This window comes from Geothrix sp. PMB-07 (assembly GCF_030758935.1).
In the GTDB taxonomy this organism is placed as follows: domain Bacteria; phylum Acidobacteriota; class Holophagae; order Holophagales; family Holophagaceae; genus Geothrix.
Genome location: NZ_CP132333.1, coordinates 2,904,588 through 2,922,298, shown reverse-complemented (window position 1 = coordinate 2,922,298; position 17,711 = coordinate 2,904,588). Strand labels below are relative to the sequence as shown.

Sequence of the window (17,711 nt, the reverse complement as noted above, 5' to 3'; positions counted from 1 at the left end):
CCCCCTCCAGCAGCTGCTCAAGACCATGGTGGAGTACGGGGGGACGGATCTGCACATCACCACGGAAACGGCCCCCCAGATTCGCATCGACGGCCGCATGGTGCCGCTCAAGCTGCCTCCCCTGGATGCCGCCCAGACGCGCTGGCTCTGCTACGGCGTCATGACCGACCAGCAGAAACACCGCCTGGAAGAGGATCTGGAAGTGGACTTCTCCTTCGGTCTCCAGGGCGTGGCCCGCTTCCGCGCCAATGTGTTCAACCAGCGGGGTGCCACCGCCGGTGTGTTTCGCACGATTCCCGAACAGATCCGCAGCTTCGACCAGCTGGGCCTGCCGCCCTCCATCCAGGCCCTCTGCGACAAGCCCCGAGGCCTGGTGCTGGTCACGGGGGTGACGGGGTCAGGCAAGTCCACCACCCTGGCGGCCATGGTGGACAAGATCAATGCAGAGGAACCGCTTCACATCCTCACCATTGAAGATCCGGTGGAATACGTCCACAAGCACAAGCGGGCTCTGGTGAATCAGCGGGAGATCCACGCAGATACCCACAGCTTCAAGAAGGCCCTGCGATCGGCCCTTCGCCAGGATCCCGATGTGGTGCTGGTGGGTGAGCTGCGCGATCTGGAGACCATCGAATCAGCCCTGACGATCGCCGAAACTGGCCACCTCACCTTCGGCACGCTGCACACCAACAGCACCGTGCAGACCATCAACCGCATCATCGACGTGTTCCCCAGCCACCAGCAACCTCAAGTCCGAGCCCAGCTTTCCCTGGTGCTGGAAGGGGTCGTCTGCCAAAGCCTCATTCCCAAGGCCAGTGGCAAAGGCCGGGCTTTGGCCCTGGAAATCATGATCCCCAACTCGGCCATCCGGAACCTCATTCGCGAGGATAAGATCCACCAGATCTACGGCACCATGCAGGCCGGCCAACAAAAATACGGCATGCAGACCTTCAACCAGAGCCTCGCAGATCTGGTCATGCGCAAGGAGATCACCCAAGAGCAGGCCTTCGAATACTCATCCAATACCGATGAGTTGCGTGAACTCATCAACCGGGGCGTTGGCCTCGGATCCGCAGGGGGGCGAGCAAATACGCCCGCTCAACCCACCAGTTCCATCCTGGGTGGGCGAAATCCCAACATCAAATACACCTAGGACTTCTCCGCAGATCCTTTCCTGCCTATTCTGATGGCACACTTGTAGTCAGCTGCTCGCCGAGGTCCGCATGCCCGCTTATGCTTGGAAAGGCAAGAATCGAATGGGGGAGGTCCAGGAAGGTGTCCTGGTTTCCGATTCACGTGATGCTGCAGCGGCGACATTGAAACGCAATGGCATTGAAGTCGTGAACATCAGAATCCTGGCCGCGGAAGGGGGGAAATCCTTTGGCAAGGTGCCAGCAAAAGCTCTGGCCATCTTCACGCGGCAGTTCAGTGTAATGATTGATGCTGGCCTACCCCTGGTTCAATGTCTGGAAATCTTAGGCGGGCAGCAGGACCACAAAGGGTTCCAGCGGATCATCGAATCTGTGAGAGATGATGTTGAGAAAGGATCTACCCTTCAGACGGCCCTCTCTAAGCACCCGAAGGCTTTCAACGACCTCTACGTGAACATGGTGGGCGCAGGCGAGTCCGGTGGCATTTTGGATATCATTCTTCAGAGGCTCTCAGGGTATATTGAAAAGGCGGTAAAACTTACAGCCAAGGTCAAGGGAGCCATGACTTACCCAATAGCTGTCATTACTATTGCTATCACGGTTGTGGTTATTATCATGGTAAAGGTAATTCCTGTATTTTCCGCCATGTATGAAGGAATGGGCGCGAAATTGCCATACCCGACCCTCATTTGTATGGGCATTTCCAATGCTCTAATCAACTACAGTTGGCTTATTGTTATCGTGGTTGCTCTCATCGTTGTTGGCCTTCGTCAGTATTACAAAACACCGGCGGGCCAACTTCAGATCGATGGCATTCTTCTGAAACTACCTATCCTTGGCGATGTGCTTCGCAAAGTCGCGGTAGCTCGTTTCTGCCGAACGCTTGGGACTCTGATCAGTTCCGGAGTACCCATTCTTGAAGGCATGGATATTACAGCGCGCACTGCTGGTAATATGGTCATTCAAAATGCAATCCTTAAATCAAAGGACGCAGTGGAACAAGGACGCAATATTAGTGCTCCACTCTCTGAAACCAAGGTGTTTCCTCCCATGGTGGTGCAGATGGTGGGGGTGGGCGAAGCCACCGGCGCCTTGGATGCGATGCTGGCCAAGGTGGCTGATTTCTATGAGGATGAAGTTGATAATGCGGTGGCCAATCTCACAAGCTTGATGGAGCCGGCCATGATTGGAATGTTAGGTGGCATCATTGGCTTTATTGTGGTGGCCATGTACATGCCAATCTTCAACATGGCCAATGTGATGGGGAAGGACTGACCGCACAATTCTTGCTACACTCCTCCAAACCCTCGGAGGTGTGCATGCTGCTCCCATCCAACCGTGCTCGCGGCTTTACACTTATTGAAGTACTTTTGGTTCTGGCAATTCTCGGGATCATCAGTGCCATTGCGATTCCGAGTTTCCTCGGCCAGCGTCGGCGGGCCCGGGTCATCGGGGATGCTCGAAGTAATGCATATGTGCTGATTATGGCACTGGAGTCTCGGAAAGCTGATCTGGGGACATATGGCATTGCTGGTGTCTATACGTGGAAGGCAGATGGTAGCCGCCCGTCTACTGATTTGGCCCCTACCTTTATCCCTAAAGGTTCCAGCCAGATGAATTATAGTGTGACAGTGAAGGCGGACGGTATTTCCTACGATTTGTCTGTTACGGATCCAATTCTGAACGATGCTTCTGTATTGACTGCAAATCAAAGTGGGGCTATTGCTCTAAACACGGTGTACAATAAATAAATTCAAGTTTAGTGCTGTTTCCTTACATGTAAGAGTTGTTCACAATGTCCTTGTTTGTTTAGGATATTGCGTGTATATAGCTCGCATCCGACCTCAATAATGCGTCGCTTGTTTGCGGTTAATAAAAATATAAGTTAAGTTCTGTCTTGGCCTTGAATTATTTGTTAGGTGAATGGGGAATTAGTATGCTTGATGGAAAAAAAATCGTTGTTGTCATGCCGGCCTACAATGCAGCCCGAACCTTAAAAAAAACATATGATGAAGTAATGTCTCATGGAATAGTGGATTTAGTCATCCTTGTTGATGATTCGAGTCGTGATGAGACTGTCCTAATTGCTCGTTCACTTCCGTCAACACTAGTGCATGTTCATGCCCAGAATTGTGGTTATGGTGGCAATCAAAAGTCCTGCTACCGACTGGCAATACAAGAGGGGGCAGATGTTGTTATTATGGTTCATCCAGATTATCAGTACACGCCGAAGCTCATTCCATCCATGGCTTCCATCATCGCTCAAGGCCTCTATCCTTGCGTGCTAGGATCAAGGGTTCTTGGCGGTTATGCTTTGAGGAATGGGATGCCACTTTGGAAATATGTCTCAAACCGGGCTCTGACCTTTATTGAAAATGTAATTATTGGCGCCAAGTTGTCTGAATACCACACGGGATACCGTGCGTACTCGTCCGAATTGTTGAAATGTATTAATTTGGGTTCATGTAGTGATGATTTTATGTTCGATAATCAAATCCTGGCACAGATTATTTGGCGGCGGTATACTATTGCTGAGATTACTTGCCCCACCAAGTATTTCGCAGAGGCTTCCTCCATTAATTTCAGGAGAAGTGTGCAGTATGGGTTCGGATGTTTGGCAACGGCCCTAAGATTCCGGTGGGCTCGCCTGGGTTTCCCGGGGGATCCTTTATTTCCAGCAACCCATGTTTCTGACGGGGACCGTCAATGATGCTTGAAAACCCTAAAGGCGACATGATCACTGAGCCAAGTCAGTCCGTTTGTAAACAACACCATTCTGTTGGTAGAGTGATATATTTATCTCCTGCAATCTTGATTACGCTGGCAATTGTGGTCCTTACGATTGCTGCTTATATTCAAGTGGTGAAATTCGATTTTGTCACCTTCGATGACCCGGTTTACGTGACTCGCAACACCTCAATCCAGTCGGGATTGAGTTGGAAAAGTATCAAGTATGCATTTACTTCCGGAGATGACGGAAGCTATTTGCCCCTGGTTTGGCTATCTCACGCGACCTGTTTCTCGGTATTCAAGATGTGGGCCGGAGGTCACCATTTGGTGAGCCTGCTGCTTCATGTGGCGAATAGCATTCTCCTATTCGGGTTTTTGAGGCGGCTTACGAAGTCGCAATGGCCTAGTGCGGGTGTGGCATTTCTATTTGCCCTTCATCCTCTGCACGTTGAGAGTGTGGCTTGGGTATCCGAGCGCAAGGATGTGCTCAGTACCTTTTTTTGGATCCTGACTTCTTGGGCCTACCTGCGTTATACGGACCATGCCAACTGGAGGCGATATGGTTTAGTGTTGATTCTATTTGTGCTTGGGCTGCTCTCCAAAAGCATGCTGGTTACCCTTCCACTGACCTTGTTGCTATTTGATGCCTGGCCTCTTGGCCGGATTGAATGGGCGGGTTTTAGGCCCATAATGAAATCTAAGGTGTTTTATAAATTGGTTTTAGAAAAAATTCCTCTGATGATTCTCTCTTGCATAACGGCATTGGTTACTTTTGTTATCCAAAGGCGTATTGGGGCCATGGTTGAGTTTGGCGGCTGGTCGCTTCGCGCGAGACTCTTTAACGCTGTTATGACGATTTTCAAATATTTGACCCAAATGGTATGGCCGTGGAATCTGAGCGCCTTTTATCCTATGTCACTGGCGAATATTCCTGCTTGGCGTGTGGCGGGAGTTGTTTCTTTTCTCCTTATCGTTACCCTGATATCCATTTTTCAGTTCCGACGGAGGCCTTACCTCATTGTGGGATGGCTCTGGTACCTAATTACCCTCTTACCCGTTGTAGGTATTGTTCAAGTGGGGGGGCAGGCCCATGCAGATCGTTACACATACATCCCCCTCATTGGTGTGTTTATCATGATCTGTTGGCTGGTGGAAGAATCCATAGAACGTTTGAAGATTCCCAGATTATTGACTTTAGCAACTGGAGCGGCATTCATGGGAACTATGCTCACGCTGACTGCTGCCCAAACGGCTGTATGGCGTGACAATGTAACTCTTTTCAAAAATGCACTAAGCATGGATGTTGACAATCCCGTAGCCTTGATCAATATCGGTGATGAATATCTTAAAAGGGATCAAGTTCAGAACGCATATGCAGCTTACATTAAAGCGCTCAAGTTTTCACCGACGCTCTATCTATCCCATTATAGGGTGGGGTATGCGCTGGATCTCCTTGGGCGCAATGACGATGCTTTATATTACTATAACAATGCAAGCCGTTTAAAACCCGATTTTATGGGCGCTTGCCAAAAACACGGACATCTGTTGACTCGTATGGGGCGGTACGAAGAGGCCGCTCCTTTTGTGGAAAGGATTTTACACCTGCCCGATGTTGGTGGGACGGGGTCAGATCCGGTTAACCCCGTTACTTCTCAAATTGACTGGGCCATGATTTTGAGGTCTCGCGATCATCGACCGGAAGCAATGGCGATTCTCCAGGGTGTGCTGAAGAGGGCTCCGGATTCCTTTGAAGCACGATTAGTGCTCAGTCGCCTTTTGAGTGAGTCTGGCTACCAGATGGAAGCTCTAAAGCAATTGGAGAGCGCTCCTGCGTTAACAGGTCGAGATCCCGAATTGCTCTTCCGCCTGGGGCTGGCATTTCTCAGCATGAAACGTGTTGATGAGGCGGAAAGGGCTTTTAACCACCTTAAGGAAGTTAACCCGCAATCACCCTTGCTTGAGCAAGCCTTTTTGGAGCTGGAAAAGGCAAGGCATCTCAACTGATTACCCTTGAACTAGTATGAATACTATGACTTATTCAACCTTAGTCTACTGTCAGCATTGCCTGTTTACGTGTGGGAACGCGTAAATTGAGTGCCTTTACATTAGGGCATTGAGGGGGCTGAGTGTTTGGGGGGTATGTGCAGAAGGGGTTTTTACATCATGTAACGTTCAAACCCGTAATGGGTTTCATTTCCTTGCTACTGTTCCTATTACTTACCAGGTCTTGGATTCATTCCGGGTCCTCGTTCGTGTTGTTTCCGGAGGGCGGGGCAGATTGGATTCGAGTCGATATGCCCGTCATTTTGCAAGGGGTTGTAGTTCAGGAGCGTGGCGCGGTGTTCCGGGGCACTTTTTCTGTTCCACAAGTTACGTCTCCTCAGGTGCTTACTGTTCGTGCAATGAGAGGTGTGGCCGTATTTCTCGATGGATTTGAACTTGTAAATGATCTTGCTCACGGGGACCCTTGGAGGGATCAGAGGTTCGTCACCCTTCCAACACTTTCACCAGGCACCCATCGGCTTATTCTGGCTGTCCAAAGTGCTGACTCGCATCCTGCGGTTCTGGCCTACTGTAAAACTCTCAAGATCCAAACGGGACCTGACTGGGAAACGACCAAGGATGGTGGGCGAACCTGGCGGCCGGCCATGTTGGCTAGATCTCCTCATAGACCGGAGATTTCCTTTGCCTTTCCTACGAGTATTCAAGCACTCCAGCAGGTTGCACCATGGCTGATGTTAGTTTTTTCCGTGACTGTTGGTTGGTCTCTCCTGCGCCTGAAGAAGAATGTGTGGATGCCCGCGGCTTCCACTTTCCGGTGGGCATTGCTGATCTTGTGGGTCCTGCTCGCGGCCAACAATATATTCCGAATTCCCCTTGGCATAGGAATGGATTCTGCAGGCCACCTTGAATATATCAAAGCGGTTGCTCTGAACGGGCGGATCCCATTAGCGACCGAAGGATGGCAAATGTTTCAGGCCCCGCTGGCATATATACTCTATGCTGCAATATATAATGTATTTCATTTTCTGGGTGAGCAGACTTGTCAACACGTTCTGCGCCTCTTGCCGGTGCTGTGCGGGATTGCTCAGCTCGAGTGTTCGTACTGTGTCTTAAAGGCGTTGTTTCCACAAAGAGAAGATATTCAAGTGGTAGGAACGGCTTTGGGCGGTTTCCTGCCTATGAATATATACCTGTGTCAAGTTATAGGAAATGAGCCACTCGCTGCGGCACTGTCTTCAGTCGCTATCCTTTTGGTTATCAGGCGATTCGCAAGTAGGAAAGATCTTTTAGATGCGAAGTTCGGACTAAGATTAGGACTTGTTCTTGGCCTCGGGCTTCTTGCCAAAACGACGGTCTTACTTTTAATCCCTCTCCTTTTACTTTTTTGTTTATGGGCAGAAGGAAAATTCGATAGTGGTCGGAGCCTTTTCAGGAATTCGTGGCGTTTTATAGCCAGTGGGTTCGTTTCAATCTCAGGGGTAGCAGGTTGGTATTACATCCGCAATTGGATATTACTCGGGAAACCATGGGTTGCAGGTTGGGATCCTTCTCGAGGAACCCCCTATTGGCAAGATCATGGATATGTCCCCGTTTCTTTCCTGCATACGTTTGGTGAGGCTCTGAATCATCCTATTTTTGCTCAAACGGCAGGCCCATGGGATGGGCTTTATGCAACCCTCTGGACTGACGCATCACTAAGCGGCGTGATCCAGTCGGAATTCCGGCCTCCGTGGAACTATGACTTCATGTTGTCTTGTGCACTGCTGGCCATCTTACCAATGGTGCTTATGATTATTGGAATCGTTCGTGGCAGAGCCAACAAGGAAGTCCGTCTTTGTCTAATCGCTCTACTGGTCTACGTGGCTGCCATCCTTCATATCTACATCTCGACGATCCCCAGCTATGCCACACTCAAAGCGACCTATTTACTTGGTCTGACGCCTTGTCTTGTCATTCTTATGGCTCGTGGATTGGAGGGCTTGCCGACTAGTCCCTGGATTCGCTCTATTGTCCATGGCTTCTTGGCAACTTTTGTGGCTGCGAGTTATGTGAGTTATTTTATCCTGCGCTAGATGGTCAATCCTAAATGAGTCACAGATGTAGATTTGGCAATAATTTATGGAAATCTAGGGCGCATCTGGTACAGCAGAAAGTGAGGTGTACCCCTGCAATTTCTGGTGTACGAATGAATGTAGTGTTCCCCTGGTTGTTGGACAAATTTGAGTGTTATCAGGCTGTGGGTTTGGGGTTTAGGAACGCCTGATGGGGCGTTCGGAAATCGAGCGACTTGACCCAAACCCCGAAAAATAGACCAGGGATGATGTGGAATTCAGGCCTTGGAGGGCATCCTTAGGGGAGCCCAGCCAAGGAGGCAGAGATGCCAAGGAAGGGACATAGCGAGGAGCAGATCGTCTTCGCGTTGAAGCAGGCGGAGAATGGGGCAAAGATCCCTGACATCTGCCGGAAGCTGGGGATCTCGGACCAGACCTTCTACCGGTGGAAGCACCAGTTCGAGGGGCTCGGGGTCTCTGAGCTGCGGGAACTCCGGCAGCTTCGGGACGAGAACGCCCGCCTGAAACGCCTGGTGGCAGACCTGAGCCTGGACAAGCACATCTTGAAGGAAGTGCTTTCAAAAAAAGTCTGAAGGCCGCGGTGCGACGTTCGCTGGTGGAGTGGATCCAGAAGGGCTATCGATTCAGCGAGCGTCGTGCCTGCGGCCTGGTGTGCATCTGTCGGGCGAGCGTACGCTACCGGCATCGGCGGGACTCCTAGATTCCCTTGCGAATGCGGCTGAAGGCATTAGCGGCAGCGCGGGTGCGGTTCGGTTATCGGCGCCTGAAGGTATTGCTGAGGCGTGAGGGGTGGCATGTGAACGCGAAGCGCGTCTATCGGATCTACATGGAGGAGGGGCTGATGATTCGGACGAAGCTGCGGAAGAAGATCGCACGGAGAAGGCCACTCATCGTAGAGCAGGCCAAGGCCCCGAATCAGCGCTGGAGCATGGACTTTGTGGCGGCCCGACTTGATGACGGGAGACCCTTCCGGATCCTGACGGTGGTGGACCAGTTCACGAGGGAATGTGGGGCGATTAGGGGCAAGGCGAGGCTGAACGGTAGCGATGTGGCGGAGGCCCTGGACCTGGCGCTCCGGGAACGCGGCAAGCCCAAGTCGATCACCGTGGACAACCGCAGCGAGTTCGCAGGGAAGGTGATGGATGCCTGGGCAGATGCCCGTTCGGTGCACCTGGCCTTCATCCGGCCAGGGAAGCCCACGGAGAGCGCCTTCATTGAGAGCTTCAACGGCAGGCTGAGGGATGAGTGCCTGAACACGGAGATATTCCGGTCCATGGCAGAAGTCAGGGGCAAGCTGGTCGCATGCGCTATGACTACAACCACCGCAGGCCACGCAGTGCCTTGAATGACCAGACTCCGGCCCATTCGCAGTCCGGAGCCCAGCGACCGCAGGAGAAGGCCCGCCCCTCGGGGCGGGCCTTCTCCTGCCTGATTCACCCGGTTTGTGTGAGGGTGTATCCTGATTCGATCAACCCGCTCCCAAGGGCAAAAACACTGGCGAAGGGGCCCCTCAGAGGTCCGATCTTCTACATTGAACCTGCGATAGAAAACAGGGGCGGATCAAAGGGCTTGTTGCCTCTCCTTAACTTTGTATGTATTTTGGGGCTATTCGACGGCCACTGATTTGATCTGCACGATATTTGCGCCAGCAGAGTCCTTGCCGTTTAGCTTGACTGCAACACCCACGAATCCAGGCAGAGCCGAGGTAGGCGGCTGCAGGAAAGCATAGCCCTGGCCGATGACAGAGCCCACGTTTGAAGCAAGCGAGGCATCGAAGGCCGTTTTATCCGAGGCACCAGAAATGGTTGCGGTGTCGATGGCCTTTACGAAGATCAGATCTGAGGAGGCAGTTCCCCAAGGGTTCAAGTCCTTGGAACTGACAGCAGTGGATAGGTAGGAATCCATAATGGTCTTAATGGTTCCAGTGTCGCCATTAGCAATCATTTCTTTGGCCTTGTCGTACTGCCCCACCAGATCGCCGATGCGGCCAATGGATCCCTGAATGGCCGTCTTGTCGCGCGCACGGGCACGCTGCCCCAGTAGTGCTGGCAAAGCGATGGCGCTAATAATGCCTATAATGGCCAGCACAAGCAGCAGTTCGATGAGGGTAAAGCCCTTTTGAATTTTCATATGAGTCTCCTTCTGGGCAAATGCCGCATGAAAAAAGATCAATTATCGTGCCAAAAATTGTGAACTATTGATCTGTTTAGATATAGGGCTTGGGGTGGATAGAAAAGGGGAGAGGTCATAGACCTCTCCCCTTTAAACCCACTTGTATCATTTATTCAACGGCAACGGACTTGATTTGCACTAGGTTCTTGCCCGCAGAGTCCTTGCCGTTCAACTTTACGGCAACACCAACGAATCCAGGCAGAGCTGACGTAGGGGGTTGCAGGAAAGCATAACCCTGCCCGATAACAGAGCCAACGTTTGAAGCGAGCGAGGCGTCAAATGCCGTCTTATCCGTGGCACCACTAATGGTCGCGGTGTCGATGGCCTTCACGAAAATTAGATCAGAAGAGGCCGTCCCCCAAGGATTCAGGTCCTTGGAACTAACAGCCGTCGACAGGTAGGCGTCCATGATGCTCTTGACGGTGCCGGTGTCACCATTGGCAATCATTTCCTTGGCCTTGTCGTACTGCCCCACAAGGTCGCCGATGCGGCCGATGCTGCCCTGAATGGCCGTCTTGTCGCGGGCGCGAGCGCGCTGTCCCAGCAGCGCCGGCAGGGCAATGGCACTGATGATGCCGATGATGGCGAGCACCAGCAGCAATTCGATGAGGGTGAAGCCCTTCTGGCTCTTCATGGGAATCTCCTAATGGGCGGGCGCCGCGAAGAGAAAGATATCAATCCCCATGCCAAGGCGCCAGTAATGATTGAACGGATCGAGGATTATTGAGCATTGCGGTATGCAAAACTTGAAGCAGTTCGGAGGTAGGCACCCGACTGGGCTCAACGACTTGACGCGTGGGGTCAGTTGGGTGGCCCTAATGCGTCAACGAGCCCCAGCGCCCCCCGATGTTTCGGGTCCAGCTTCAGCGCCTCTCCCGCCGCCCTCCGAGCTTCATCCCTTCGCCCCATCGCCTTCAGGATCTGCCCTTTCCGCCACCAGGCGCCGGGGTAGCCGGAGGATCCGCCTTCCAGGGGCTCCCTCAGCACCTGATCCAGGGCGGCCAAACCTTCGGGCAGATGCAGGCCGCTGGAGGCGGCCACCTTGCCCAGCTGCAGGCGCATCAGGCTGGGGGCGTCGGCCTGGGTGAGGTGATCCTGGATCACTTTCCAGGCGGTTTCGGGCTGGCCTGCGTGCAGGTAGGCGTCGCTCACGGCCATGAGCCCCCGGGCCCGGCCGCGCACGCTGGGGAGCAGACGGGTGGCTTCTGCCAGCAGCCGGGCATTCTTTCCGGCCTCGCCGAGGGCCTTCTTGGCGGGGCGCTCGTCCAGGGCATCCAGCCACTGGCCCACGATTTCAGGATCCTGCGGTGCCCGGGTCAGGGCGCGGGCAAAACAGGTTTCGGCCTCGTGCCAGCGGTCCTCCTCCAGCAGGATGAGGGCCTGCAGCAGGTCGCCCCGGGCAGGTGAAACCATCCGCAGGCGGTCGGCACATTGCAGGGCTTTCCGGGTGGAGCCGCCCAACAATCCCGGCAGCATCTCGTAGGCCAAGCCCAGGCTGGTCCAGGCCGATTCAAGGGTGGGATCGGCTTCGGTGGCGGCGCGCAGATCATCCATGGCGCCCAGGGCGCTCCGGAGGCTGCCCAGGTTCCGCTCCCGAATGGCTTCGCCGGCTCTGGCCAGGCCGCGGGCCAGCAGCGCGTCGGCCAAGCCGGGTTTCGCGGCGATGGCGCGGTCTGCGGCGGCGCGGGCTTCGTTGAAGCGCAAGAGGCTTGAGAGCGCCTGGGATTTGGCCGCCCAGGCGAGGGCATCGTTCGGATCCTGACGAAGCCGTTGTTCGGCTTCGGACATCACTTTCAGATAGCGGCCTGCATTGAGGTCGGCACGGAAGGTTGGGGCCGAGGCCTGGATCAATGCGAAAAGGGCCGTGGGGATGAAGGTGGTCACGAGGGCCTCGGCAACATGCTGGGATTCAGAATGCACCGAGTCGGCTGGAATGCGGCACGGGATGGCCGCCGGGGGGACTGCCCAGGGATCAGATGTCGGTAGCTATTCCAAGGTGAAGCGCATGCTCTGACCTCGGGTATGGCGCTAAAAAGCGGTTCTGCGGTATGCTAAGTGCTTGTATGGACACGACTCTAGGAGATCGCATGGTGGCCAAAGGCGGGTTGCTGGAAGGCAAACGGGGACTGATCATCGGCGTGGCGAACAAGCGGTCCATCGCCTGGGGCATCGCCCAGCGGGCCCAGGAAGCCGGGGCCCATCTGTGCCTGACCTACCAGAATGAGCGTCTGGGCGAGAATGTCCGCGAGCTGGCCGCCGAATTGAAGAACCCCCTCCTGCAGATGATGGATGTGGGCAGCGACAGTCAGATCGTCATGGCCTTTGACGAGATCCGCAAGAAGTGGGGCAAGCTCGACTTCGTGGTGCATGCCGTGGCCTACGCGCCGCGCGGGGCCCTGGAAGGCCGCTTCATGGACACCAGCCGCGAGGATTTCCGCGTGGCCCACGACATCAGCGCCTACTCCCTGGCCGCCGTCAGCCATGCGGCCCAGCCCCTCATGACCGAGGGCGGTTCCATCATCACCCTCAGCTACCTCGGTGCTGAGCGCGTGGTGCCGGGCTACAACGTCATGGGCGTGGCCAAGGCCAGCCTGGAGGCCACGGTGCGCTACCTGGCGGCCGACCTGGGCCCCATGGGCATCCGCGTGAACGCCGTGTCCGCGGGCCCGATCAAAACCCTGGCCGCTTCGGCCATTCCTGGCATCGGCACCAAGCTCAAGCAGCACCGGTCCCACACACCGCTGCAGAAGGACACCGATCAGCTGGAGGTGGGCGATGCGGGCGTCTTCCTACTGAGCGACATGGGCCGCGGCGTCACGGGCCAGGTGCTCTACGTGGATGGCGGCTTCAGCATCATGGCTGGATGAGGAGTCTCTCTTCGAGGCACCGCTTGGCCTTTGTCTTGGCATCCAAGCGGAAATGAAACCCGAAGGGCCACGGCGCGTGCAGCACCGTGGCCCTTCTCTCGTGACCACGTGCCTTAGTCCTTCTGAAGGCCCGCCAACACCTCGATCACTTCCGCCACGTGGCCCTTCACGCTGACCTTGGGCCAGACGTGGCGGATGATGCCCTTGGGATCGATGAGGAAAGTGCTGCGGATGATGCCTTCCACTTCCTTGCCGTACATCATCTTCTTCCCGAAGGCGCCCAGGGCCTTGAGCAGGGCCGTCTCGGGGTCGGAGAGCAGGCGGAAAGGCAGGCTCTGCTTGGCGATGAAGTTCTGGTGGCTCTTGAGGCTGTCGCGGCTGATGCCGTAGACCTGGGCGCCCAGGGATTGCACACGGGCCAGGTTGTCGCGGAAGTCGCAGGCCTCGGTGGTGCAGCCGGGGGTGCTGTCCTTGGGATAGGCGTAGAGGACAGTCCAATGGCCTTTGAAATCCTTGGCCGTGACGGTGGTGCCCTGGTCGTCCTGCAGGGAGAAGGCGGGGAAGGGGTGTCCGAGAAGGGGGCTCATGGGCCATAGGGTAGCGCGGCTCCTGTGACCGGGGGCATGGCTGAATCCAGACAGAATGAGGCGGGGGCACTATGAACCTGACCGAGTACCTCGCGGCGGAATGGAAACCGGCCCTGGGCTGCACTGAACCGGCGGCTGTGGCCCTGGCGGCCTGCCTGGCGGCGGGGCAAGGTCAGGGCCAGGATCAGGGCGAGCCGCGCATGGCCCGGCTGGTGGTCGACGCCCGCACCTACAAGAACTGCCATGCGGTGGGCATTCCCAACAGCGGCCGCAAGACGGGGGTCCTCTGGGCCCTGGCTCTGGGCGCCGTGCTCAAGGATGCGAAGCTGGGCTTGCAGATTTTTGAATTGGTCACCCCCGAAAGCCTAGCCAAAGCGGCCCGGTTGCTGGAGCGCGGGGCCGTTCATGTGGAGGTGGATGCCTCGCGCACCGAGCTCCACATCGACTGCACCGTGGCGTCCGAAGGGGGCGTGGGGCGGGCCGTGATGGAAAGGGAACACACCCGCCTGGTGCGCCTGGAGGTGGATGGGGTGCCGGTTCCGCTGCCCGCCACGCAGGCCGGACCTGCCGCCAAGACGGGGATTCGCGAACAGGTGGGGGCCCTTTCCCTGGTGGAACTGGTCTCGTTGGCGGGGACGTTGACCGAAGCGGATCGCGCCCGCCTGCGCGAAGGCGTGGCCCTCAACCTGGCCCTGGCCGAGCACTGCATCGGTCTGCTGCCAGAAGGCTTCGTGCCGGGGGCGGAGGCCGATCCCTGGCTGCGCATTCCCCGTCTGGTGAGCGCGGGAGTTTTAGGCCGCATGTCTGGGGAGGCCATGACCGTGATGTCCCTGGCGGGCTCGGGCAACAAGGGCATCACCGTGGCGGTGGCCATGAGCCTGTGGGCCCAGGCCCAGGGGGCCCAAGGGGCCCAAGGGGGCCAGCGGGCCGGGCATTCCCAGGCCCGCCTGGAGGAAGCCCTGGCGCTGGCCTGCCTGCTGACCTCGGCCACCACTCATCGCCTGGGCACCCTGTCGGCCATCTGCGGCGCCTCCAATGCCGCGGGCATCGGCATCGCGGCGGGGCTCGTCCACCTCGGTGGCGGCACGCCAGCCCAGATGGACTTGGCCATCCACAACATGGTGGGCAACCTGGCGGGCCTCATCTGTGACGGCGCCAAGATCGGTTGCGCCATGAAGGCCATGACCGGCGTGGAGGCCGCATTCCGCTCGGCCACCCTGGCCCTGGCTGGCTTCGGGATTCCCGAGACCGATGGCATCGTCGGCCACAGCGGCGAATCCTCCCTGGCCAACCTTGGCCGCCTCGCCCAGCACGGCATGGTGGGCGTCGATACGGAGATTCTCGACATCATGCAGGCCAAGCTGGGCCCGGCCTGATCAGGCCCTTCGCGACTCCACGGAAACCCAGGCCAGCAGCAGCACTGCAGCCATAGCCCCCCAGCCCAGGAGGGACGGATCCGACCCGAGGCGGGGCAGTTCCTCCGCCAGCAGACGGCCCAGGCTGTCATGGCCCGGGCCGGGACCAAGGCCCAGGGCCGAGAGGGTCGCCTCGCCCCAAAGGGCGCCCAGCCAGGCGCTGGGAAGGAGGGCGGCGGCCTGCTGCCAACCCCAGGGAGCCCAGCGCCGCAGGGTGGAGGGCCAAGGGGCGCCTAACAAGCGCTCCCCGGACCAAGCCGGAGAATGCCGGAGGGGATCCAGCCGCACCCGCAGGGCGGGTTCCAGATGCGGTGCCAGGAGGCCGCCCAGCAGCAGGCCCAGCGGCAGGGAAGAAAGGCCGCCGAGGTTTGCGGCCAGGGGAATCAGGAAGAGCAGGGGCGGAAGGCTGCGCAAGGCCGACCAGGCTCCGCGAAGCCGATTCCCACGCCACGCCAACAGGAAGCCCAAGGCCAGGCCCAGCAGGGCGCAGGCGCTGGCAAATCCCAAGCTGCGGGCCGAGGCCAGCAGCAGCCGCAGGAGGGCATCCCGGCCCAGGTCATCGGTGCCCAAGGGGTGTCGCAGCGAGGCCGCGAGGCCGCCGCGGAAGGGATCCAGGGGCAGGTCCGGGAGGAGAAGGGCCCCCAAGAAGGCCAGGCGCCACCTCATGCGGGTTCGTGGTCCAGGAATTGGGAGAGGGCCCAGAGCAGGGCCAGCGCCACCACCCAAGCCGCCAAACCCGCGCGGTCGCGTAGCGCCACCCGCGTCATCCAGTCGGTGCCCAGGCCGGGCACGCCGAGCACGCGCTCCAGCACCAGGGTGGCCGTCAGCCACACGGGCAGACGGGCCGCCATCCACCGCCCCCAGAGGCGAGCCAGCACCAGGCGTCGCACCCGGCTTACCGCCTGGCGGCCCAGGGCCTGGGGAAAGGGATGCTCCGAGGGCATGGCCTGGGCCAGCCAGCGGGCTTCGCTGGGCAGGGCCGCGGCCAGGAAGGCGAGCAGCCAGCCCGTGAGGCCCGGAGGCCCCCAGGCCGCAGGCCACAATGCCAGCAGGAGCGCGCCCCACAGCAAATCCGGCGGCGCCTCCAGCAGGGCCAGGGAAGGTCGGGTGGCCAGGGTTGGGCCCTGGAGCCAGGCCAGCCAAGGCGTCAGCAGGGAAAGCACCGCGATGGCCAAGAGGGCAGGCCCCAGGGCCTCCCAGGGGAAGATCGGTGGGGCTGCGGCCTTCCAGGTGGCGCCCGGCAGACCCAAGGCGAGGCCGAAGGCCAGCACCCACACGGCCAGGCCCGGCGCCCAGATGGCCAACCGGGAAGCCAGATGACGCGCTACTGAACCCAACGCCACCCGGCGGCTCCTGGGGTGTGCAGGTACAGGCCCATAGGGCTGGGCTCCACCTGGAGGCGGCGATCCACCCAGATGACGCTCTGGAAATCCAGCAGGGGCAGGGCCGCTGGCGCCTTGGCCCAGAGAGCTTGAAGGTCGTTCCAGGCCGCATCGCCGGGTTGCTGCAGCCTGGGGAGCAGAGCCCCCAGCCGCGGGTGCTTCCACCCGGTGAAGTTCATGGGGCCCTGCGGCTCCAGGTATTCCAGCACTGCCCAGGGGTGGGGATCGAACACCACCATGGAGCAGGCCAGCTGGAAATCCCCCTTCTGAAGGCGATCCGCAAGGAGTCCCTGTTCGACCGGCGTCAGCTGCAGGTCAAAGCTGTCTTTTCGGGCCCGCTCTCGCAGGGCCAGGAGCAGCTTTTCCACGGATTCGTCCCCGGCGGGGTACAGCAGGTGGAGCACGCCTGGACCCTTGGGCGGGGCGGTGCCCGCGGTGATCTCCTGGCTGTCGAAGCCCAGCGTTTCGGGCCACAGGCCCTTGCTGGGTCGGGCGTTGAGGGCCAGCAATTGGGGCGGGAAGGCCTCCTGCCGCCATCGCTCCAGCAGCTGCAGCGCACCCACACCCATCCGGCTCCAGGTCACCAGCTGGGCGTGCATGGGTTGGGTCACCAGGCGGTGGGTCGGAGGCACTTCCGTTTGCCGCCGCTGGGCTGGAGCGCCGATGGTCAGCCAGCCTTTCTGGAGGGCGGCCATGACTCCAGCAGCATCAGGCAGCAGGCGGAAGCGGATGCCTTCGATGCGGGGTTTGAGAAAGTGATCGCGCCGGGTGAACACCCAGGCACCGGGTTCTTTCCGGAACGCGAAGGGGCCGGAACCTCGTTCGGGGTGGGCCTCCTGCGCGATGGGGACGCGTGCCAGCTCCATGAGCAGGCGGCCTGCGGGTTTGGAGGAGCGGATCCAGGGATGGCCCTGGTCCATGCCCACCTGCGCGCCCTCCAGAATGGCCCGCTTCGTGGGACTGGCCTTGGAATTCTGCAGCAGCTCCTGGAAGGTCCACACCACATCCTCGGCGCGCACCGGGCTGCCGTCGGTGTAGCGGGCGTCCGACCGCAGCGTGAACACCAGGGTTCCGTTCTTCTGCGCCTTCCAAGTGGCAGCCAGACGGGGCACCACTTTCCCCGTGGGGGACAGCCCAACCAGTGCATCCCCGGCCAGGGATTGCAGGATCCACTGCTCGTAGCTATCGCCCTGGATGAAGTCCAGGGGGCCTGGATCGCGGGAAATGGATTCCTCCACCATTTGGGCGGTCAGGGGGAGGGGCAGGGCGGCCAGGCAGGCGAGGCCCAGAAGCAGAAGCAAGCGGCGCATGGGGGATCCGGGGATTTCCTC

The 17,711-nt window shown here is 58.2% G+C and carries 15 protein-coding genes and 1 pseudogene; 9 read left to right on the top strand and 7 right to left on the bottom strand.

Annotated features, from left to right (window positions below; all coding sequences use genetic code 11):
• Positions 1-25: 25 nt before the first annotated feature.
• The 7 genes and pseudogenes from Q9293_RS12865 to Q9293_RS12835 all read left to right on the top strand — a co-directional run.
• Positions 26-1,153 (top strand): type IV pilus twitching motility protein PilT, encoded by a 1,128-nt coding sequence (locus tag Q9293_RS12865; RefSeq protein ID WP_372342212.1) that lies wholly within the window; start codon positions 26-28, stop codon positions 1,151-1,153.
• Positions 1,154-1,223: 70 nt separating this feature from the next.
• Positions 1,224-2,426 carry a type II secretion system F family protein gene (locus Q9293_RS12860; protein ID WP_306247106.1) on the top strand — a complete coding sequence of 401 codons (1,203 nt, stop codon included), beginning with the start codon at positions 1,224-1,226 and terminating at the stop codon, positions 2,424-2,426.
• Positions 2,427-2,470: 44 nt separating this feature from the next.
• Positions 2,471-2,902 (top strand): type IV pilin protein, encoded by a 432-nt coding sequence (locus tag Q9293_RS12855; RefSeq protein WP_306247104.1) that lies wholly within the window; start codon positions 2,471-2,473, stop codon positions 2,900-2,902.
• A 185-nt stretch (positions 2,903-3,087) separates the two neighbouring features.
• Positions 3,088-3,861 carry a glycosyltransferase family 2 protein gene (locus Q9293_RS12850; RefSeq protein WP_306247102.1) on the top strand — a complete coding sequence of 258 codons (774 nt, stop codon included), beginning with the start codon at positions 3,088-3,090 and terminating at the stop codon, positions 3,859-3,861.
• A complete protein-coding gene (locus Q9293_RS12845) occupies positions 3,858-5,885 on the top strand; it encodes a glycosyltransferase family 39 protein (protein WP_306247100.1) in 2,028 nt (675 codons plus the stop codon). Before Q9293_RS12850 ends, Q9293_RS12845 begins: the two co-directional genes overlap by 4 nt.
• Positions 5,886-6,175: 290 nt before the next feature.
• Positions 6,176-7,957 (top strand): hypothetical protein, encoded by a 1,782-nt coding sequence (locus Q9293_RS12840; RefSeq protein ID WP_306247098.1) that lies wholly within the window; start codon positions 6,176-6,178, stop codon positions 7,955-7,957.
• 305 nt (positions 7,958-8,262) lie between these two features.
• Positions 8,263-9,319 (top strand): annotated as a pseudogene (locus tag Q9293_RS12835) (IS3 family transposase); the annotation flags it as partial.
• A gap of 243 nt (positions 9,320-9,562) precedes the next feature.
• On the opposite strand, the gene Q9293_RS12830 reads toward Q9293_RS12835, so the two are convergent.
• The 3 genes from Q9293_RS12830 to Q9293_RS12820 all read right to left on the bottom strand — a co-directional run bounded on the left by Q9293_RS12830 (position 9,563) and on the right by Q9293_RS12820 (position 12,013).
• Complete coding sequence (locus Q9293_RS12830; protein ID WP_306247096.1) at positions 9,563-10,087, bottom strand: type II secretion system protein; 525 nt, start codon at positions 10,085-10,087, stop codon at positions 9,563-9,565.
• A gap of 151 nt (positions 10,088-10,238) precedes the next feature.
• Positions 10,239-10,763: a type II secretion system protein gene (locus tag Q9293_RS12825; RefSeq protein WP_306247094.1), complete on the bottom strand. Its 525-nt coding sequence runs from the start codon at positions 10,761-10,763 to the stop codon at positions 10,239-10,241.
• A 167-nt stretch (positions 10,764-10,930) separates the two neighbouring features.
• Positions 10,931-12,013: a lipopolysaccharide assembly protein LapB gene (locus tag Q9293_RS12820; RefSeq protein WP_306247092.1), complete on the bottom strand. Its 1,083-nt coding sequence runs from the start codon at positions 12,011-12,013 to the stop codon at positions 10,931-10,933.
• 203 nt (positions 12,014-12,216) lie between these two features.
• Between Q9293_RS12820 and Q9293_RS12815 the strand changes: the two genes are divergently transcribed.
• A complete protein-coding gene (locus tag Q9293_RS12815; protein ID WP_306247090.1) occupies positions 12,217-12,996 on the top strand; it encodes an enoyl-ACP reductase in 780 nt (259 codons plus the stop codon).
• A 113-nt stretch (positions 12,997-13,109) separates the two neighbouring features.
• On the opposite strand, the gene Q9293_RS12810 is transcribed toward Q9293_RS12815, so the two are convergent.
• Complete coding sequence (locus Q9293_RS12810) at positions 13,110-13,583, bottom strand: peroxiredoxin (protein WP_306247087.1); 474 nt, start codon at positions 13,581-13,583, stop codon at positions 13,110-13,112.
• Positions 13,584-13,654: 71 nt separating this feature from the next.
• Here Q9293_RS12810 and Q9293_RS12805 point away from each other — a divergent pair, with 71 nt between their 5' ends.
• On the top strand, positions 13,655-14,959 hold the full coding sequence (locus Q9293_RS12805; RefSeq protein ID WP_306247085.1) for an L-serine ammonia-lyase, iron-sulfur-dependent, subunit alpha: 1,305 nt from the start codon (positions 13,655-13,657) through the stop codon (positions 14,957-14,959).
• On the opposite strand, the gene Q9293_RS12800 is transcribed toward Q9293_RS12805, so the two are convergent.
• The 3 genes from Q9293_RS12800 to Q9293_RS12790 are packed head-to-tail and all read right to left on the bottom strand — an operon-like array spanning position 14,960 to position 17,690.
• The gene (locus Q9293_RS12800; protein WP_306252460.1) at positions 14,960-15,664 is read right to left on the bottom strand and encodes a hypothetical protein; all 705 of its coding nucleotides are present in this window, start codon (positions 15,662-15,664) and stop codon (positions 14,960-14,962) included.
• Positions 15,661-16,341, bottom strand: coding sequence for a hypothetical protein (locus Q9293_RS12795; RefSeq protein WP_306247083.1), 681 nt, complete (start codon positions 16,339-16,341; stop codon positions 15,661-15,663). Before Q9293_RS12795 ends, Q9293_RS12800 begins: the two co-directional genes overlap by 4 nt.
• Positions 16,323-17,690 (bottom strand): ABC transporter substrate-binding protein, encoded by a 1,368-nt coding sequence (locus Q9293_RS12790; protein WP_306247081.1) that lies wholly within the window; start codon positions 17,688-17,690, stop codon positions 16,323-16,325. Before Q9293_RS12790 ends, Q9293_RS12795 begins: the two co-directional genes overlap by 19 nt.
• Positions 17,691-17,711 lie beyond the last annotated feature (21 nt).